This is a genomic window from Actinomycetota bacterium (assembly GCA_040755895.1).
Classification (GTDB): Bacteria; Actinomycetota; Aquicultoria; order Subteraquimicrobiales; family Subteraquimicrobiaceae; genus Subteraquimicrobium.
On the sequence record JBFMAG010000116.1, the window covers coordinates 1 to 19,768 of the forward strand.

General features: G+C 44.2%; 21 protein-coding genes. 4 read left to right on the top strand and 17 right to left on the bottom strand.

What is annotated here, in order from left to right:
• The 3 genes from dprA to ligD all read right to left on the bottom strand — a co-directional run.
• A partial coding sequence (gene dprA / locus AB1466_05340) for a DNA-processing protein DprA (protein MEW6189518.1) occupies window positions 1-751 on the bottom strand: 751 nt, incomplete at its 3' end.
• Window positions 752-817: 66 nt separating this feature from the next.
• Window positions 818-2,350, bottom strand: a complete 1,533-nt coding sequence (locus tag AB1466_05345; protein MEW6189519.1) for a YifB family Mg chelatase-like AAA ATPase — start codon at window positions 2,348-2,350, stop codon at window positions 818-820.
• Between the two features lie 340 nt (window positions 2,351-2,690).
• The gene (ligD, locus tag AB1466_05350; GenBank protein ID MEW6189520.1) at window positions 2,691-4,493 is read right to left on the bottom strand and encodes a non-homologous end-joining DNA ligase; all 1,803 of its coding nucleotides are present in this window, start codon (window positions 4,491-4,493) and stop codon (window positions 2,691-2,693) included.
• 208 nt (window positions 4,494-4,701) lie between these two features.
• Between ligD and AB1466_05355 the strand changes: the two genes are divergently transcribed.
• A complete protein-coding gene (locus AB1466_05355) occupies window positions 4,702-5,076 on the top strand; it encodes a hypothetical protein (GenBank protein ID MEW6189521.1) in 375 nt (124 codons plus the stop codon).
• Here AB1466_05355 and AB1466_05360 read toward each other — a convergent pair.
• The 12 genes from AB1466_05360 to ffh all read right to left on the bottom strand — a co-directional run bounded on the left by AB1466_05360 (window position 5,073) and on the right by ffh (window position 13,277).
• On the bottom strand, window positions 5,073-5,309 hold the full coding sequence (locus AB1466_05360; GenBank protein MEW6189522.1) for an Lrp/AsnC ligand binding domain-containing protein: 237 nt from the start codon (window positions 5,307-5,309) through the stop codon (window positions 5,073-5,075). The genes AB1466_05355 and AB1466_05360 overlap by 4 nt on opposite strands.
• Window positions 5,310-5,323: 14 nt before the next feature.
• Window positions 5,324-6,742, bottom strand: a complete 1,419-nt coding sequence (locus tag AB1466_05365) for a radical SAM protein (protein MEW6189523.1) — start codon at window positions 6,740-6,742, stop codon at window positions 5,324-5,326.
• A 118-nt stretch (window positions 6,743-6,860) separates the two neighbouring features.
• Window positions 6,861-7,211, bottom strand: coding sequence for a YraN family protein (locus AB1466_05370; protein ID MEW6189524.1), 351 nt, complete (start codon window positions 7,209-7,211; stop codon window positions 6,861-6,863).
• Window positions 7,212-7,335: 124 nt separating this feature from the next.
• Window positions 7,336-8,037: a hypothetical protein gene (locus AB1466_05375; protein MEW6189525.1), complete on the bottom strand. Its 702-nt coding sequence runs from the start codon at window positions 8,035-8,037 to the stop codon at window positions 7,336-7,338.
• Window positions 8,034-8,882 (bottom strand): ribonuclease HII, encoded by an 849-nt coding sequence (locus AB1466_05380; GenBank protein MEW6189526.1) that lies wholly within the window; start codon window positions 8,880-8,882, stop codon window positions 8,034-8,036. The genes AB1466_05375 and AB1466_05380 overlap by 4 nt, the downstream gene beginning before the upstream one ends.
• A gap of 38 nt (window positions 8,883-8,920) precedes the next feature.
• The gene (gene lepB, locus AB1466_05385; protein ID MEW6189527.1) at window positions 8,921-9,523 is read right to left on the bottom strand and encodes a signal peptidase I; all 603 of its coding nucleotides are present in this window, start codon (window positions 9,521-9,523) and stop codon (window positions 8,921-8,923) included.
• Between the two features lie 20 nt (window positions 9,524-9,543).
• Complete coding sequence (rplS, locus tag AB1466_05390; GenBank protein ID MEW6189528.1) at window positions 9,544-9,885, bottom strand: 50S ribosomal protein L19; 342 nt, start codon at window positions 9,883-9,885, stop codon at window positions 9,544-9,546.
• Between the two features lie 60 nt (window positions 9,886-9,945).
• The gene (gene trmD / locus AB1466_05395) at window positions 9,946-10,698 is read right to left on the bottom strand and encodes a tRNA (guanosine(37)-N1)-methyltransferase TrmD (protein ID MEW6189529.1); all 753 of its coding nucleotides are present in this window, start codon (window positions 10,696-10,698) and stop codon (window positions 9,946-9,948) included.
• A gap of 25 nt (window positions 10,699-10,723) precedes the next feature.
• Window positions 10,724-11,248 (bottom strand): ribosome maturation factor RimM, encoded by a 525-nt coding sequence (rimM, locus tag AB1466_05400; GenBank protein MEW6189530.1) that lies wholly within the window; start codon window positions 11,246-11,248, stop codon window positions 10,724-10,726.
• A gap of 89 nt (window positions 11,249-11,337) precedes the next feature.
• A complete protein-coding gene (locus tag AB1466_05405) occupies window positions 11,338-11,568 on the bottom strand; it encodes a KH domain-containing protein (protein ID MEW6189531.1) in 231 nt (76 codons plus the stop codon).
• Window positions 11,565-11,876, bottom strand: coding sequence for a 30S ribosomal protein S16 (rpsP, locus tag AB1466_05410; protein MEW6189532.1), 312 nt, complete (start codon window positions 11,874-11,876; stop codon window positions 11,565-11,567). The genes AB1466_05405 and rpsP overlap by 4 nt, the downstream gene beginning before the upstream one ends.
• 69 nt (window positions 11,877-11,945) lie before the next feature.
• Window positions 11,946-13,277, bottom strand: a complete 1,332-nt coding sequence (ffh, locus tag AB1466_05415; protein MEW6189533.1) for a signal recognition particle protein — start codon at window positions 13,275-13,277, stop codon at window positions 11,946-11,948.
• Window positions 13,278-13,417: 140 nt separating this feature from the next.
• On the opposite strand from ffh, the gene AB1466_05420 reads away from it, so the two are divergent.
• Together AB1466_05420 and AB1466_05425 are read left to right on the top strand one after the other, a co-directional pair.
• Window positions 13,418-14,473 carry a hypothetical protein gene (locus AB1466_05420; protein ID MEW6189534.1) on the top strand — a complete coding sequence of 352 codons (1,056 nt, stop codon included), beginning with the start codon at window positions 13,418-13,420 and terminating at the stop codon, window positions 14,471-14,473.
• Between the two features lie 274 nt (window positions 14,474-14,747).
• Window positions 14,748-14,999, top strand: coding sequence for a hypothetical protein (locus AB1466_05425; GenBank protein MEW6189535.1), 252 nt, complete (start codon window positions 14,748-14,750; stop codon window positions 14,997-14,999).
• On the opposite strand, the gene ftsY is transcribed toward AB1466_05425, so the two are convergent.
• On the bottom strand, window positions 14,982-15,935 hold the full coding sequence (gene ftsY / locus AB1466_05430) for a signal recognition particle-docking protein FtsY (protein MEW6189536.1): 954 nt from the start codon (window positions 15,933-15,935) through the stop codon (window positions 14,982-14,984). The two genes, AB1466_05425 and ftsY, sit on opposite strands and share 18 nt — an antisense overlap.
• Window positions 15,913-18,663, bottom strand: a complete 2,751-nt coding sequence (locus AB1466_05435) for an AAA family ATPase (protein ID MEW6189537.1) — start codon at window positions 18,661-18,663, stop codon at window positions 15,913-15,915. The genes ftsY and AB1466_05435 overlap by 23 nt, the downstream gene beginning before the upstream one ends.
• Before the next feature lie 248 nt (window positions 18,664-18,911).
• On the opposite strand from AB1466_05435, the gene AB1466_05440 reads away from it, so the two are divergent.
• Window positions 18,912-19,768: hypothetical protein (locus AB1466_05440; protein ID MEW6189538.1), on the top strand; the 857-nt coding region annotated here is incomplete at its 3' end.

Here is a 19,768-nt window from a genome sequence, read left to right on the forward strand (position 1 = left end):
CCATTACTTCCCGTCCCTGTTCTAAGACCAAATCCGCGGTAATAAGGGCACCACTTTTCTCACCCGCCTCCACGATTACCACGCCTAGGGAAAGTCCGCTGATAATCCGGTTTCTCGCGGGGAAGTTTTGAGCAAAAGGTGGTGTACCCAGGGGTTGTTCTGAGATAAGGCTCCCTTCATTGCCGATCTTCCGATATAATCTTCTATTTTCGGGTGGATAGACTTCATCCAGTCCACAACCGAGGACTCCTATTGTGCCGCCTTGTCCCTTTAGGGCACCCAAATGGGCGTGGCTGTCTATTCCCCTGGCCATACCACTGACAATGGTGATTCCAAATTTGGAGAGCTCCTCGGCCAATCCTTCGGCTACGGTTTTACCATAAATACTGGCGCGTCTGGCTCCCACAATGGCGATGGCATAAGTGTACCTTTTTATCAAATCTCCTTTGGTGAAGAGGATTGGAGGGCTGTGAATTTCCCTAAGAAGCATCGGATAACGGGAATCGGAGGGGGTTAAAAGTTCTATACCCTCCGATTCAAGCCTTTGAAGTTCGGTGTCAAGATTTATCCCGTCCCTTGCAGCTGCAATCTTTTGAGCCACATCAGGTGATGTTCCAAGCTTTTCGATTAAATCCTTCGAGGTTGCCTCCCAAATATGCTGCGGGGAGCCGAAACATTCGATGGCTTTATTCAGTCTCCTATCTAGCTCCGGTATAAGCTTTAATCCCAGCCAAAACTTCTTGTCCGACAATTTTGTTACCTCGGGTGCAAGTATCATTGAGTAATGTAACTATGAAATTTCCTGCCAATTTTTTCACTACATCATGAAATCACGATCAAGGCTTCTATATTGGACGGCTTCCGCGATGTGCTCCAGTTCTATTTCCTCCTTTTCGGCAAGGTCAGCGATAGTTCGGGCAACCTTTAAAACGCGGTCGTAAGCCCTAGCGGAAAGGCCCAATTTATCGATAGCATTCTCCAGGAGATGAAATGCAGAATCTGAAAGCTGGCAGAATTCCTTAAGATGTCGTGGCTTCATCTGAGAATTACAGGAGATTTTGCATCGGGAGAATCTCTTCCTCTGGCGCTCTCTAGCCCGTTGCACTCGCTTCTTTATGACATTGGAGCATTCTCCAGGATTCTCCCGCGTCAGTTCATCCTTAGTCAATCGGGGAACCTCCACATGAATATCGATTCTATCCAAGAGCGGTCCAGATATCTTTCCCCTATATTGCTGGATTTTGGCTGGGGTACAGGTGCATTCCTTTAATTTATCTCCAAGGTAACCGCAGGGACATGGATTCATCGCCGCAATGAGGGTGAATCTTGCTGGGTATGTTAAAGAGGTCATGGCTCTGGAGATGGTCACGTGACCATCCTCAAGAGGTTGACGGAGAACCTGCAAAGCATTCTTGTTAAACTCCGGGAATTCGTCCAGGAATAATACTCCATGGTGGCTCAAAGATATTTCCCCAGGTCGCGGATACTGACCTCCGCCGACCAATCCCGCATTGGATATGGTATGGTGAGGAGCCCTGAAAGGTCTCGTGGAGATGAGGGGTGTATTGGATAGCATCCCGGCTACGCTATATAATTTGGTAACCTCGATGGCTTCGTCAAGGGTCATATCCGGCAGAATGGTTGGAACTCTTCTTGCCAACATCGTCTTGCCCGAGCCCGGTGGACCAATCATGAGCACATTGTGACCTCCAGCCGCGGCTATCTCCAAGGCTCTTTTCGCATGTTCCTGTCCTTTTACCTCTGAAAAGTCAACATCGTATTCTTGAGAATGTGAGAAGAGATTATAGAGATTCTGGGTTACTGGAGGGATGGTTATCTTGTCATTGAAGAAATCCACGACTTCTTTGAGGGTGGATACCGGTATCACTTCTAAATTTTTTTCGACCAGAGCGGCTTCAGAGGCATTTCCCTTAGGAACAATGATACCTCTTTTCCCCTCGTGTTTGGCACAAAGAGCTATGGGTAAAACTCCACTTATTCTTCTCACCTCGCCGGTCAAAGAGAGCTCGCCAATGATGGTATAATCATTGATTTTAAGGGGCGATACCTGCTTAGTGGCTAGGAGTATCCCCAAGGCTATGGGAAGATCAAAGGAAGGACCCTCTTTTCGTATATCGGCGGGGGCTAAATTGATGGTTATCCTCTTCAGTGGAAATTCGTACTCGGAGTTTGAGATTCCCGATCTGACTCGCTCTTTGGACTCTTGGATGGCGGCATCTGGAAGACCCACGATGTTGAAGGCGGGGAGACCCAATGAAATATCGACCTCTACTTCAACCTTAAAACCGTCCATTCCCAAGACCGAGGCACTTTCAACCTTTGCTAGCATATTGCCTCCTCTTCTAGTGGAGTTTCAGCTCGAATTTTACCATTACCTTTGGTAGAACTACTAATAATAAAGGGTCTTCATCTTTATAACAATTCTCCCTAGAGTTCCTGACTCCTCCTAGAGAATTGTTGACTTACAAATAACGACAAGCATTCGTATCACTATACCTAACTTAGATCCATTATCGCCCAGGATACCTTCCCTTGTATCTTTTCCCTAGAAAACCGCTTAATTCTTCGAACTTTTCATTGACCATCGATGCTATAGTCGTATCATTTTCAAGGAGTGCCACTGCACTGCCAGCGTATTCAAATAGGGTTCTGCAGATTTTTGACTGAGCCTAAGAAATATCCTGTAAAAAGCGGTTGATTTCCCCTTTCATCCTCAGGGTGCTATCGGCTTCTCGGGCTTCTGAGATTATGATGAGGTCAATTCCCATCTCCCTTACTGCTTCAAGGAGAGGCTGAAGGCGCAATTCCCCTTGACCATAGGAAATGTGTTCGATTTCTCCCCGCTTTCCGTAGGAAACATCCGTAAAATGAACGTGTAATGGGTGGAGAAATTCCTCCCCCAAAGCATCTCTAATGGCCTTAAACACCAGCTTGAAGTTTTCTTTGCTGGTCAGAGATCCACCCGTGGTGGCATGGATGTGAGCTAAATCAATTGCGGGTACGGTATTTTTACTCGTCTTTATTATCCCCAATAAATCTCCTAGTTGACCGAATTGTCCAAGTTTCCCGGTATTTTCTATGCCGATCTTCACCATGTAACCTCTCTCTAAAAGCCGCGTGTTGAGCTGGGCTATGTTATCCTTTATGATCTGGGATACTTTGGCTTTATCCCTGCCCAAGAGGAATCCGGCGTGCACTACCATGATCGGTACCCCCATCAGCATTGCAAGGTGAGCTGTGTGTTGAAGTACATTTAAGGCTTGTTCCCTCTTTTTAGGTTCCTCTCGACTTAGAACTGCAAAATAAGGAGCGTGAACGGAAAGGTATATTTCTGCTTCTCTTGTAAGCTCTCCCAGTAGCTTGCATTGTTTTTCATTGAGATAAAACCCCCTAACAAACTCGATCTCGCAAGCGCTATATCCCCTTTCCTTCAGAACGCTCATAGATTTTTCCAAATTTTTTCTGTCGGGTAAACCAGATGGACCAAATCTTACACTAAATGCCGGTTTAACCTTTTCGGTTATAGGAATGGCTTTTGTTTTCATCTTTCTAGCCATGATCGCTTGGCGGCGTTTATCAAAAGTCCCCAATACCTCCGTGATATCCTGTTTTAACTCTAAAGTTGGCTTAAATAAATCACCCACTTTTTTTAACCTATTAAGGATGGTGAAGATGTTAAATCTCTTTGGATTCAAGCCCTCCTTCAATTCCTCCCATGCAATGGGGGTTGACACGGGTGCCCCCTCTAATGGTCTTAAGCTGTAGGGAGAGGCAAGCGTCTTTCCTTTAGCATTTTGAGTGTAATCTATGCGAATGTCCCTCCTTTTCTCTACATTCCACTCCATGCAAACTTTTTCTGGATAGACACGATGAATGATGTAACTCACTCTCGTGGCAAAATTTCTGGTATCTTCGTAGGTAAATTTCCTCTCAATGGGGACATAGATGTGAAGACCGGTAGCCCCCGAGGTTTTTATGAAGGATTTGAGTTCGAATTCATCCAGAACTCGTTTGATAAGATGGGCTATCTCTATGGTATCATGGAAGGTTGCAGGTGGGAAAGGATCAAGATCGAAGATGGCAAAATCGGGACAGTCTGGTTTATCAGTGCGCGAAAACCAGGGATGAAACTCTATGCAAGCCTGATTTGCCAGCCATACCAGGCTCTTTAAATCATTGGCCAAGCAAAAATTTATGGTCTCACCGTCCTCCGAATGATACAGCCATGTCTCAAGCCAGGGAGGGGCGTGCTCGGGACAGTTCTTCACGAAGAAGGAAGGACCATCGATTCCATCGGGATAGGGATGGAGCGTTAAGGGACGATCTTTTAGGTGAGGAAGCAAGTACGGGGAGATATCTATGTAATATTTCATCAAGTGAGCTTTAAGGATCCCCTCTTTTGCCCAGAAAATTTTATTGAGGTTCGAAACCTCTACTTTTTCCCCATCCATTTCGAGGAATTGTTTAGTCATTTTCCTTTTACCCTGTTTCTTCAGCCCTATTTTATGCCATCTAAATCTACTTTACCATTCAACGTCTTCACTTCATTCATATTTGGTAAAATAAATATAATAACCTTATGAGGTTGTTGTAAATCAAATGAGGTTAAAGAGTTTTAGTTCGTTAGAAGGGAGTGAAAACGTGGTAAAAAGTGAGCTAGAAGCCTTTTTTGAGGAGGGAATGGACTTCTTAAAATTCCTTGAGAAATTGGGAAAGATTTACCCAAATTTTTTCCGTACCACCAAGGAAAACGAATCCCTTGAGAAGATCAATGGCCAAATCGCGGATACTCTTGGTATCATTGCACGAGATTTGTTGAGCTCCCCTTATACCGTTGAAAACATATCGCACCAATCTCTCATGCACATTTTCTTGGATCAAAGGGGAGCTCGCTGTAAAGAACTTGAAGAAGCGGTCTATGTTTTGTCTCTCCCCTCACACGCCTCCAATTTGATAAAGATATTCGATTTAGCCTACAAAAAAGAAAAAATCCTAACAGAACACGTTGATGTCGTTCAAATAAACAAAGTCTCGAAACGCAAAAAAAGAATTTAAACTTCCACAACTATGCGTGTATTGGTTTCCGTGATCCCATCGATACCATGTATTTTCGCGAGCACCAAATCGGCTAAAGCTTTATGATCCGCTGCTTCGACGAAAGCGATGAGATCTCCGGGTTGACCCCAACAAGCGTGTACGGACTTTACCCCCTCAATTTTGGAAATCGCTTGGATTGCATCCTTTATTTTGCCCGCCTGAACTTTGATGAAGACATATGCTGAAACCATTTAATCGCCCCCTTTCAATGATTCCGTGTGCTTTTTCTGCTTTGACCAGATCTCCACTCATAGACCCATTTGTATTCTTCATCCCAGACCTTTTTATATATTTGGGCCACATTCTGCGCATACTCTCTTAAGTGTGGAATGAATTCATTGAATAAACTCTCCGCTCCCTTGTGAGTTGGATAAGCACCATATTTTTCGACCAATCCAGCCATTGCACCCGGATGGTCAATTAAGGGACAAGGTCTGAGATCGTTATGCCCAAAGGGCTGGCTTTCCCTAATTGCTTTGAAGAAATCGGAATTGAGGATCTCCACCAAGCTTTTGTCCTTGATATTGTCGACGGCAAAGTGGCAAAAGATACACGGTTCTACATCACCCTTGTTATTTATGTGGACATAGAGCTTTCCTCCAGCAAGACAACCCTCCACCAAGGGTCCATCACCCCAAAAGTCCACGAGCAGAATGGGCTTTCGCGATCTTAGATGGTTAACTCTGGCTCTTACATAGTTCCTCTGCTCCGGTGTGGGCATTAGACTCAGATCGCAATCGCGGCCAATGGGCATGTAGTGGAAATACCAACCCAGAGCAGCTCCTTTTTCCACGAGCATATCGACGAATTCATCGCTTACGACCACTTTATAATTGTGACGTGTTGAGCAAACGGAGAAGAAAAATAAGACTCCCGCTTCTCTTAGGTGATTCATGGCGCGCATGATCGCATCGAAGGTCCCTGGACCACGGCGGGCGTCTGTTTCCTCTTTGAACCCCTCAATACTAATGGCCGGGGCAACGTTGCCCAGTTCTGCGAGTTTTTCAGCCATTTTCTCATCGATCATCGTTCCGTTGGTGAAGACCTGGAAGACCACATTCCTATGATCCTCAAAGATCTCAAGAGTGGGTTCATATATGAAGGGTTCACCACCCACCAGGGTTATGAAGTTCACGCCGATTTCCTTGCACTCTTCGAGTAATCTGTCTAGAGTCTCGGGATCAAGATCTGAAGCCCTATTGTATTGGCTAGCATAGCATCCCCTGCAGTGTAAATTACATCGCATGGTTGGACTTATGAGTACCACGAAGGGCGGGGGTTCACCATACCTTGTCCGATACGCCGCTCTCGTGGTTCCCTCAGCGAAGATCGACTGAACGATAAAATTTATCAGCAGACCCCTTTTGCAGTTCGGATGCAGTTCCCTGAAGAGTCGTCTAGCTAGGTCTTTAACGGGATGGTTGCTCTGGAACGCTGACCTTACAATCTGTATGGTTTCTCTCTTAACCTCGGTTCTAGTCAGCCTCTCGAGTAGGTAGGTGATTTTTATCAGGGTTTCATCGGAAGCTTCGGTTAAAAGGTTTAAAAGACAAGAAATTACCCACTCTATGGAGTACGCTTTGACTTTATAGGAAATATTTTGTAAGGTTGTCGGCGCCTGCATTTTGTCTCCTCCCAACTCGATGAGACATCTTGCAAGCCCTACTTATTGGATACATATTTTTGATTAAATCGTCAACACCCTTAAGCAGCTGGTATAAAATTCCAGAAAAATTGCGGGATTAAAAGGCGCTTTCCATATGGAGAATTTCTGGTTTACCTTTTTGATTCAGGAGAATTGAGAGGACATCAAATCTCAGATTGGAGATGTTATTTGCTTTTGGGTGAGTTAATAAATAAAACTGGGCTATCATCTTCAAACGATTTTGCTTATGGGTGGTCACCGCTTCAAAGGGTTCTCCAAATTCCTTATTTTGCCTCGTCTTCACCTCGCAAAAGATAAGGATATCACCGTTTAGTGCGATGATGTCTATCTCACCCAACTTGCATCGAAAATTCCTCTCTATGATCTGATAACCCTTCTTTCGGAGGTGAGAACAGGCCAGCTCCTCACCACTTAGACCTATCGACATGAGGAAACCTTCCTATAAATTTAAAATGCAAAGATCAAAAATCAAAATTTACAGATCAAAATCCAAAATTAAATTTTGAATTTGAACCTTCGGCAGTTAGCATCAAAATGCCCTGCCGGTTTCATTATTTATTTAGGACAAAAACACGTTGCTGTAGCCCAAGCAGATCCCTTAAATCAATGAGAGTATTCAGGCATTTTTTAGGTGTATTGCATCCATATCTCTTAACCACCTCGATGCCTTTATCACCAAGAGGGCAAATAGAAGGAGCTCTCTTTTGAAAACATGTTTGTATTTCGGACCAGTGAGATTCATGGAAGAAATATGCTTTTATGTATCCAATAATCAGATCATAAAATAGCGGAGCTCCGGGTTGGGGCTCTCGAAATGACTCGTTTGTAAGCATCTCCAATATATCTTTCCTCTCCCTTTCCTCGACGATTTCTATGGGAAAACCTCTTTCTCGAAGGCGGGAGATAACGGTGAGGTGATGAATTGTACTGGTCAATAGACCTGCGATGATTACCGCCAATAAGTCCGAAGATTGATGGGGGAAGGTTGTAGGAAACTTTTCCACCAGCATTAACGAGTACGTAAGATCTTCTGCGGCGGTGATCTCCGCCTCTTTGATATCCTTCAATCCATCAACATTTAGGAATATACGGATGTTCGCATCATCGACGATGTGAGCTCCTAGGGTATCCCGCACATATGGATTTGGGTGCTCGCTCATCGGTTGAAAGGTCAAAATGCGCTTGCTTTTCTCTTTGACCTCCTTACAAAGCGCGTTAAATCGTGGTGAGAATAAATAACCGAGTACCTTCATTTCATCCAACCTTCGTTTTTAATTGATTGCCTCTTGTAAGCATTGTATTGATCCACGAATTTCAAGCTTACTCTCTCTTTTACCGGTGTAAAGCAATGGCGGTGAATTGGACACGGACCAAATCTCTTTAAGGCTTGAAGATGTTCTCTTGTCCCATAGCCCTTATTATGATCGAAGTGATAAAGAGGGAACTTTTTGTGATATTCCTTCATGAGGTGATCCCTGGTCACTTTGGCTATAATTGAGGCAGCGGCGATGGATATGCTCACCTTATCTCCCGATATTAGCGAAAGATGGGGTTCTTTTAAATTTATAAGGGAAAAGGCGTCGGAAAGGATGTAATGAGGGCAAACGGAAAGTCCAAGAACAGCACGGGAAAGAAGGAAAAGATTGGCTTTCTGAAGTCCCATGATATCAATTTGCTGAGGATCTAGGGTTGCCACATTCCAATTTACCGCTGATCTTGTAATGATTCGATAGAGTTCCTCCCTTTGTTGAGGCAAGAGCTGCTTGCATTCCCTTAATCCTGGGAGGTAGATTCCCTGAGGTAGAATAACGGCTGCTGCTACCAAGGGACCCGCCAGAGCTCCGCGACCAGCTTCATCGACTCCCGCGATGAGGGAAAATCCCTTCCTCCATAACCTATGTTCATAGGTACAAAGCTTTAGAAAATCCGCCTTTTCTTGTTCCTCCTTTGAAAGTTCCTTGCGAATCGAAGAGGCAAGTTTTAATGCCCCAGCTCTCTTATCCCCTTCCAGTAAGGAAAGCAGTTCTCTTTTGGCTTCGTCTGAGGCGCTACGGAAAAGCTCTCCTATTTCCCTTAAGGTCAGATGGGATAAGTCCATATGTTCCGCATCATTTCCATAAATTTTTACACTCTACATCAGGGAAGTAATTTGATGTGGTACGGAGGCCAATATATGAGAAAAGCCTCACCCACTAGGTACTTCTCATGCAAGGGACCGAACATCCGGCTATCCATGCTATTTGCCCTATTATCTCCCATTACAAAGACGTTATCCTTGGGTATTTTCACAGGACCGTAATTGCTGTAATCTCCACTCGATGCGGTATAAGGCTCTTCAAGGACTTTCCCATCGATGAAAACTTGACCCTTTCTGATTTCTATGATCTCACCTTCGGTGCCGATGATTCTCTTGATGAAATCCTTGTGGATATCGTGGGGAGGTTCAAAGACCACAATTTCTCCAAGTTCGGGTTCCTTGAATCGATAGATAAATTTATTCACCAATACCCGATCCCCGGGATAAAGTGTGGGTTCCATAGAACCGGAGGGTATATAAAAGGGCTGGACAACAAATGTTCTGATGAGCCAGGCTACGATAATGGCGGTGATTATTAAAATGGGGAGTTCCCTTAAAAATGCCAAAAATGACTCTCTCTTCGACTCCGTCTCCTCCCCTACGTAAACTTCCCTTTCGACCTTTGATTTTTCTTCTTCTCCTTCATCGTAGTTTATGAACAATTTATTCTCACCAAAACCCGTTATCTTCTTTCCTTGACACGGGTCGCCTTTCCGACTCTCTTTCTAAGGTAATAAAGCTTGGATCTTCGAACCCTACCTCGGCTGACGACCTCTATCTTGGCAATCATTGGAGAATGTAGAGGAAAGGTTTTTTCAACACCAATCCCAAAGGAGATTTTCCTCACCGTAAAGGTCTCCTTAAATCCACTGCCCCGCCTTCGTATCATTATTCCCTGGAATACCTCTCTGCGCTCTCGGCCACCTTCTATAACCCTATAATATACCTTGACCGTATCACCGGCTCTAAACTCCGGTAAATCCTTTCGAATCTGTTCTTTTTCGATGGTTTCTATGGGATTCATGATTGTTCCCTCCAAATAAACAGCGTCATTATAGCATATCTTCGAATCGGGAAAAAGCGCTTATATCTTAAGTTGCGCCCTGATTTCCTCGATTAATTTCTCATCTTCCTCACTCAAGATCGCATTTTTCAGCAAATCTGGGCGTCTTTGTAGGGTGCGTTCCAAGGATTTTTTCCTTCGCCATTTTGCAATCTCCATATGGTTTCCGCTTAAAAGGACCTCTGGCACGGACCAGCCCTTGTAATCCCTTGGTCTGGTATATTGTGGATATTCGAGAAAACCATGGGAAAAAGTTTCGTTGGCAAGGGAGCATTCATCTCCTAAAACTCCGGGTATGAGGCGAGCTACTGTGTCTATCAAGACCATTGCCGGAAGCTCTCCCCCACTGAGCACATAATCTCCAATGGAGATTTCATCGGTTGCCAGATGCTTATGCACCCGTTCGTCGATACCCTCATATCTTCCACATAGCAATATGAGGTGTTTCTCTCCGGTTAGTTCACCGGCGAGATGCTGATTGAAAATTTTGCCTTGAGGAGTAAAAAGAATGACTCGAGCGATTTTCGGCAGGTCTTTTAAAGCGCATTGGGCGATGGATAGAACGGCTTCAAAGAAGGGCTCGGGCTTCATGATCATTCCTGGTCCACCACCATAGGGAGTATCGTCAACCTGCCGGTGTTTATCATGAGTGTAGTCTCGTAAATCATGAATGACTATCTGAACTAAGTTTTTCTCCCGGGCGATGCGAACCATACCGCATTTCAGGAACGACTCAAACATCTCGGGAAATATCGTTATAACATCAATTCTCATGTCATCTCACCAGTCCCCACTATTATTATTCGAGAAGTCCTGGGAGGGGTTTGATTATCATTCTTCTCTGGTTTAGATCGATTTTCTTCACTACATCTTTAATCGCCGGTATCAAGATTTCTTTGGTGCCTTTGCCGGTGGGACTTACGACATATACGTCATTCGCTTTGGTTCTTAAGATTTCCGTGATGGTTCCCAGAGATTCACTCCCTTCGGTTAATACTTCGAGACCAATTATCTGGTGAAACCAATAGGCACCTTTTGGGAGTAGGGATTCCGCCTCCTCCAATGGAACTTGGAGAAAGCAACCCTTCAATTGCTCTGTTTTGCTGCGATTATCGATTCCCTTGAATTTTATGGTCATACCCCGACCTTCAAATTTTACATCTTCTATCGTCAACTGCTCTTCGTGGAGGAGTGGCGGGGTTATATGAACACTTAAACCGGGCTTAAATCTCGATGGGAAATCGGTGAAGGGTTTTATTTTAACTTCGCCCTTTGTGCCTCTTGGATGCTTAATTTGCGCTATTGTTAAAAATTTCGGTTTCATTGAAAATCCTTTAAAGGGAAAACAGGCTGACCCATTCGTGTCAGCCCACCATTTAGTCGGACATATAAATGCCCATGGCAAAACGCCAGTTAATCTATGATTTCAACGATTGCCTTCTTCCCTTCCTTCACGGCGGCGGCTTTGACGACTGTTCGAAGTGCCATGGCGATACGTCCCTGTTTTCCAATGACCTTGCCCACATCTTCGGGCGCTACATGGAGCTGTAAAATTACCGATCTTTCCCCCTCCACAACACTTACATTTACCTCCTCTGGTTTGTCTACAAGAGCTTGGGCAAGAACCTCTAACAACTCTTTCACGATGTCACCTCCTGGCGATTCTGCCTACCCGAAGGCAGGTATTTATCTTTGTGAGTTTCAAACTCCTCTCGAATACCCGTTATTTCGAGCAACCGCTCTACGGCTTCTGAGGGTTGAGCCCCCTGAGCAAGCCACTTTAGGGCTTTTTCCCTATCTATTTCAATAAAAGAGGGTTCAGTCTTGGGATTATACCGCCCAATGATCTCAATAAACCTGCCATTTCTGCACATCCTTGAATCTGCAACTACTACCCTATAAAGGGGTTTTTTCTTGGCCCCTACTCTACTCAACCGTATTCTAACCGCCAATATATCACCTCCACCTTTGCTGGTTTGTTCATTAGCTTAAAATTTCAAACAAAAGCCAACTAGCTAACTTTAACCGAGGAAGATTTTTCGTCCTAACCTTATCCCTTGAAAACTATCGAATTGTTTCATGAGTTTTTTAATTTGGTGAAAGCGCCTTAAAAGCCGATTTACCTCCTGAGTGGTATTTCCACTGCCTCTTGCTATCCTTAAGCGCCGGCTTCCATTGATGATATTGGGATTCCTTCTTTCCTCGGGTGTCATTGATTGAATTATAGCTTGTAACCGGGTGAGCTCATCATCGCTTATCTGCAAATTCTTCGGAGCCGGCAATCCGGATATACCTGGCAGCATCCCTAAAATCTGATTTAGGGGTCCCATCTTTTTAAGTTGTTGCATTTGATTGAGAAAATCTTCCAAGGTAAATTGACCCTTTCTTAATTTTTCCTCTAAAGCTTGCGCTTTACGGACATCTACAGCTGCCTCTGCTTTCTCAATGAGGGTCAGTATGTCACCCATCCCCAATATTCTGGAGGCCATGCGGTCGGGGTGAAAGAGCTCAAGGCAATTCAATCTTTCGCCCACGCTGACGAGTTTGATTGGCTTATTGGTGACCGTTTTAATGGATAGAGCTGCTCCCCCACGAGCATCGCCATCCAATTTCGTCAATATGACTCCATCGAAATCTATTTTTTCCTTGAAGGCAAGAGCCAGATTCACAGCATCTTGACCGGTCATCGCATCTACGACGAGAAGAATCTGATGTGGGTGAATTTCCTTCCTCAATTCCCTCAATTCTTCCATCATCGTTTCATTGATATGTAAGCGTCCGGCGGTATCCAATATGATAACATCATAACCATTAAGGATGGCTTCCTCAATCCCACGCTTGGCTATTTCCAAAGGTGGTGTCCTCAAATCCATGAAAAATACGGGTATTTTGAGTTCTTCACCGAGGGTCTTCAACTGATCTACCGCAGCTGGTCTGTAAATATCCGTGGTGATCATAAACGGTCTCTTGCCCAGGGATTTTAGATAGTAGGCCAATTTTGCGGTTGCTGAAGTCTTCCCCGATCCCTGAAGCCCCACGAGCATGAAGATTGTGGGAGGTTTTGGGGCGAAGACCAGCTTACTGGGTGTGAGTCCCATGAGCTTTGTCAATTCTTCGTACACGATCTTTACAACCTGTTGCCCTGGGGTCAAGCTTTCAAAGACCTCGCTTCCCACGGCCCGCTCTCTAACTGCTAGGATGAAGTTTTTCACCACTTTAAAATTGACATCTGCTTCTAGAAGGGCGAGGCGGACCTCGCGAAGAGTCTCGTCGACGTCTCTCTCATTTAATCTTCCACGTGATCTTAGCTTGGCAAATATGGTTTGTAATCTGGTAGATAGATTTTCAAACATCCCTGTCACCTAAAACCAATAAGCTACCGACCATATTATAGAAGCGGAAAGTGGGTGTCAAGCAAGGGCGGAGTCAAAAAAGCTTATATCACAAGGGGGAGTTTATGGTAATATCCAATTTAGGGTGTGGTAAGGTGAAAATGTCTTGGAAAATAGTTGTGAGTATAATCCTCCCGTTGATCTTTAGTTTAATGGGTTGTGAGGGAGGAAAATCCATATCCAGCAAGTATGGTAAACCGAAGATCATTATCTCGGTATCTTATGCCTTAAATTATTTAGAAGCTCGAGGAGCACCCTTTTTGATACTGGATAATGCCGGGAATATATACGTTGCCGAAGGAGATTTCGCGGTAAGAAAATTCACTCCCAAGGGGAAACTCCTCTTGAAGATAGTTCCTCGAAGGAAACTGGCCATTGTGCCAGAGGCCGATTCGAATGAGGTAAAATATTCCACCTATCGCATCTGGGGATGTTGTGTTGATGAGCGAGAAAATATTTATATGGGAGTGAGCAAGACACTGGTTTCTGAATCCTATAAGCCCCTCTCTGCCAGTATAGAAATTCAAAAGTTTGACAGACAAGGAAAATTCCTGGGGAGAATCCATCCTTTAACTGAAAAACAGGCCCTGGGGGTGATCGGAAATCCAATATTATATTTTTCTCACAATAATTTAGCATACAAACGTGGGAGCATAATCACCTCATGTATATCTCAATCTTCTTTGACAGTACAAATTCTCAACAGGGAAGGGGAGCTTAAAAAGGTAAAAACCTTCTCCCTTTCCAAGGAGGAATACCCTACAGCCTGGGTCGTTCATGGGAATGATGTTTACCTCATTTTTTTGGATAGAAAGAAAGAATCATTGAAAATGGTGGACATTTTCACTCAAAAAACTACACTCTCAGAATCCTGGAAATCCCTGAGGCTTACCGGTGTCTGCCTTGGGATGGATAGGGAGCATAGCCTATACTTCGCCGGAACAAAGTCGGATGCTCCAAAATCCAAGACCATTTACTTGGCGAAGATTACTCGCAGGGGTAAAAATTTTCTTATCCCACTTTCCTCCTCACCCAAAGACACTATTTTGGAATCCGGTCTAGTGAGAGCAAACGGGGATATTTATATCCTCTGGTCCAAAATCTCAAAGATTCGAGCTAGAGGTCATTTTTTTGCTACAGAGTGCATGAACCAATGATCCAGTAGATTCTCATTTTCTTTCTCCATTTCTTATCCGCAAAGGTAAACTCACCTTTAATCTTTAATTTCCGGTATAAAGTATTAATCGATAGCAAACGATAATAAAGTTGGAATTCGATTTCAAAATCAACGGGAGAAAGAATGGAATATTCTCACAAGCTTTTTCACGAAGCCCTAATGGAGTTATTTAAACAGCGGGGAGTCAGCCTGAGGAAATTCGCGCGCAGGTGCAAAGTTGATTATCCTACTTGAGCAAATTAAAAAGAGGCAATATGCCAGCTCCCTCAGACGAGGTTATCAGAAGAATCGCCGCTGGTTTTGGAATCTCACCCGATTATTTCATGGAATATCGGGTACGAAGGGTTTCCCGATATCTGATGTTAAAACCCGATTTGATAACAGCCTTATATAGGCTCGCAAATCTGCCCATCGAGATCCAGGAGAAAATTGAGAGCAGAATCATTAGGGCGCTTGAGAGAGATTTCCCGCCTGCCGGCAGGCAAGGTCTAAACATCCCTGGATAAAAGGGCTTCAACAAACTCGCTGGCATCAAATTCACACAGATCTTCGAGCCTTTCTCCCACTCCGATGAGCTTTATTGGTATTCTAAGCTCATCAGCGATAGCGATCACTATGCCACCCTTAGCAGTGCCATCCAATTTAGTGAGGATTATTCCATCGATTTTGAGAGCTTCATCGAACAATCTGGCTTGAGCGATTCCATTCTGACCCGTTGTGGCATCTATGACCAGTAAAGTTTTGATGTTGGCTTCGGGCGCCTCTCTCGTCGCTATGCGCTTGATTTTCTTTAATTCTTCCATTAAATTCACATAGGTATGCAATCTGCCTGCGGTATCGATTAAAAGGACGTTAACTTCCCTGGCTCGTGAGGCGTGGATGGAATCGTAGACCACAGCTGCTGGGTCGGATCCTTTTTGGTGTTTTAGAACAGGGGCTCCCACTCTCTCCCCCCATATTTCCAGTTGCTCAATGGCGGCTGCTCTAAAGGTATCCGCGGCGGCGAGGAGGACCTTAAAACCTCCTTTCATGGCTCGATGAGCGATTTTGGCTATGGCAGTTGTCTTGCCTACACCATTGACCCCAACGATTATTAAGACATTGAGTTTATTTGCCAGGAGAAGGGGCTCTTTGGAGTCATCAAGAATATGGGTGAGCTTTTCTTTAAGTAGTCCAAGGATTTGGAGGGGATCACGGATCCTTTTGACTTCAACTCGTTCTCGAAGGTCCTGGACTATTTTAAGGGTGGCGTTGATGCCGACATCCGCTTGAATCAAAACTTCTTCGAGATCATCCCATACCTTTTCGCCGGATATCGTTGTTCTCGAAAAAATATCGGAAAGTTGATCGGTTAATTTTTCCCGACTCTTTCTTAAACCAGTTTTTAACCTTTTAAGCCAACTCCTTGAGTTGCTCAATTTAGGTTCTTCCCGCTTTTTCATACGCTATTTCCTCTTCTGATTTGAATTTTTGTGAAATGAGTTTGGATACCCCATCGGCCTGCATGGAAATACCATAGATTGCATCGGCTATCTCCATGGTCCGTCCTTGGTGGGTTATGATGAGGATTTGGGCCTTACCCCTAAGTTTGCTTACAACAGCGATAAAGCGCTGTAGATTCACGTCATCCAGGGTGGCTTCAACCTCATCGAGTACATAAAAGGGGCTGGGACGCGTATGATAAATCGCAAACAGGAACGCCAGGGCTACAAGAGCAGTTTCTCCCCCCGATAACAATGATAATTTCTGCAATCTTTTTCCACTGGGTTGAGCTTTAATGTCAATTCCCGTATTCAGTACATCATCTCTGTCGGTTAAGATGAGTTCGCCCTTTCCACCTGGGAATAAATAGAAGAAGATTGATTGGAAATTAAGGTTAACTTCCTCGAAGGTCTCGAGGATTCTATCCTCGATTTTTTTATCGATGGCTCTAATAATCTTCCCCAAAGTTCGTTTGCTTTCTAAAAGGTCATTGATTTGAGTGTTGAGAAACTTTTGTCTTTCTTCCAAAGCGGCAAAATCTTTCAAGGCTATGGGGTTGACTGGCCCCAATTTAGCAATTTCCTCTTTTAGCTTTTGAATTTGAAATTCATGGGTTCCTTTGGAACCCCGTGGGCTATCTTTAAGGGCCTTTTCAAGGGGAACACCGTATTCCTCCACGATCTTTTCGACCAAGGTTTTAACTTTGAGCTCCAGTTGAGCCTGGGAAACTTCGATGTGATGTACATTTTCCCGTAGTTGTTCTATTTGCCCGTTCAAGAAGCCCACTTTGGTTTGGGATTCCTTGATGGATTTTCGAATCCTTCTTGAAAGATTTTCTTCATCGGTGGCCATGTTCTCTAGTTTGGAATCCCATTGCTCAATTTCGTTTACCAACTGGCAGAAAAGATTGTGGAGGGGTTGAATTCGCTTTCTTAAACGCTCCAGTGATCGATCGATTCCATATTCCGACTTTAGAAGATATTTGATTTCATTTAACTCCTCTTTGGCTGTAACCAGTTGTTTTTCTGTATGAACTCTTCGCTCTTCCAGGGATGCAAGTTCAGCTTGGCATTGGGTAATCTCTTGACGGATTTTATCCTCCCCCTCTGTGGAAAGACCCCTTTTCCTCTCAAGAACCTCCATTTCACGGTGTAAAATGGTAATTTCTTCTTCAAGGGATGCGATTTCGTCTTTCAGTTTTTTCTGGAACTTGTCTCCAATGTTGGGGGCACGTCCGGGGAGATTCTCCAAAGCTTTAAGGAAATTTTCCTGGATCGTTTCCTGTTCATCCTGAATTTTTTCGAGTTCTGCCTTTACATCCTGGCATAATTGGGCCAAATCTCTTAAAGATTCTCTTTCTCCAAGTTCTTGTGATAAATCCAGCAAATTTTGTTGGCAGAGTGCCAATTTTTTGGCTTGTTTCCTTAAACTGGAAAGGGCTTTGGTCAAGGTGCATTCCAATTCGATCCAAGCCGATTGTAGTTCCCATGTTCTTTTTTCCCGTGCGAGCTTTGATTGTTTTGAATAGATTGCCTGCTCAATCTGCTCAATTTTCCCCTCAATCTTTTTCCTCTCCGTTCCAAAGGTTTTCATCCTTTGGTGAAGTTCAGAAAGACGGATGTAGATTCGCTTGAGCTCCGTATCAGTAACAAGCTTCTCCTCTTTTAGCTGGGATATCTCCTTTTCTCTTTGGTCCTTTTTCATTTCAAGCTGATGGATTTTCTGCCGAAGTTCACTCAAACGTTCGATTAAATTCTTGCCCTTTTCTTCGAGAAGGAGAAGCCTACTATTTAACCGCTCGTAGATTCCTTGCAGGTGGCGGCGTTGCTCTCCAATATCGCTGACCTGGATGCCTTTCTCCTCCAAGCTATTGTGCAGCTGCTCCAGTTTCCCTTTCTCCGATGTGAGTTCTTCCCTTAAGGCATCGATCTTGGAATTCAGATTTTCCCTCTTTATCTTGAGATCATTCCATTTGGATTGAAGCTCCTGAAGCTCCATGATACAAAGTTCAACTTCAAGATCCCTTAACTGCTTTGAGAGCTTTTCATGGGTCTGAGCTCGATTTGCCTGAACTTTTAATGGTTTTAGTTGACGATTGACCTCTTGTAACACATCTTTTATTCGAACTAGATTGTGATCCATGGAAACTAACTTCCGTAGGGCCCTTTCCTTGCGCTTTTTATGTCTCAAGACCCCTGCGGCTTCTTCAAGGAGTACCCTCCTCTCCTCGGATTTACTGGTCAGGATCTCCTCAAGTTTGCCTTGACCGACGATCGAACAATTCTTATTCAAACCGCTTTCTGAGAGGAGATCCTGAATGTTCGCAAGGCGGCAGGGTGAATCATTTATGAGGTATTCACTCTCCCCTGAACGCAACATTCTTCGAGTGGCGACAACTTCGGAGAATTCGATGGGGAGGAAACCATCGGAATTATCGAGACAGAGGGAAACTTCCGCTAAACCCAGGGGCGGTCTCAGGGGGCTCCCCACAAATATTATATCCTCCATGGAGGAACCCCGAAGTGCTCGGGGATTCTGTTCACCCAATACCCAAAGGATGGCATCGGTTATATTGCTTTTACCGCTGCCATTGGGTCCGACAATAATGGTCACTCCTGGCTCGAATTTAAGGAATGTCTTATCGGCGAAGGATTTAAATCCGCGAAGAGTAAGAGATTTAAGGTACAAAAAATTACCCTCCCAGCTTCAACTCAAAGGTATTCTATCACAGATAAACCATGCGATAAATCATCACTGTTCATACCCCTTAAGAGGTGTTATAGCTGCTAAAATGGCGGAAAAATTTTTCTCTCTTACCAGCTGCGGGTTTAAAAATTTTTTTCAAAAAGGTGTTTCGCCAAGGGGGAGAAATGTGATAAATTGGTTTCTGGTTTAGGTCTAGAATACAACCGCCTGCCCCGCCTAAAGGAGGTTGTATGCTGAGGGAGAGACCTCTTGCTTTAGTTCTGACATTTGTCGTTGCACTACTTTTACCACCAAGTGTAGCTAACTCCACCGCCTCTAATCCAAATCCATTAAGCAATGCAGAATTAGAACTTCAAAGGCAACGAGCACGGATCTCATCATTAGAGGAGCAAGAGAAGAGTATCCTCATCGAATTAGTAGCCATCGATACTAGTCTAGAGCGCAACGAGGAGGAGCTTGAATCCCTCAGGGCGAAACTTTCGGCTACCCGAGAGAGACTCCTCCAACTGGAGGGCGAGTGGCAGCGAACAAAGGAAAAACTTTGTGAAAAAGCTGAGATACTCAATGAGAGGATCAAGAATATTTATATCAATGGAGAAGTAAGTCCCGCTCAATTCCTCTTTAATTCAAATGATTTTTATACTCTCCTTAAGACCTTGACCTATATGCGAATCATTGCTGCACACGATGCGGAATTGGTTAGATCTGTAAGCCAGGAAAAGGAGCGCCTTGAATATCTCAAAGATGAGATCGAAGGGAAGTGTGAATACCTTGCCCATTTAAAATCCGAGTACGAATCAAGGCGAGGATTGCTGTCTCAAAAACTTAAGGAGAAAAGAAATTTTCTAAATAAAATACGGTGGGAGAAGAGATTAAGCTATGGGAAATTAAGGATACTTAAAACTCGGGCCTCTTTGATCAGAAGCAGAATGCATCAACTACAGCCTCCGAGTAGAGGCATCGACTCAAGAAGCCTGAGGATGCTGGCAACTGCCTACTGTCCTTGCAAGATTTGTACGGGCTCTGGAAATGGGAGAACATCAACGGGTATGCCCGCCGGATATGGCATCGTTGCCGTTGATCCCCG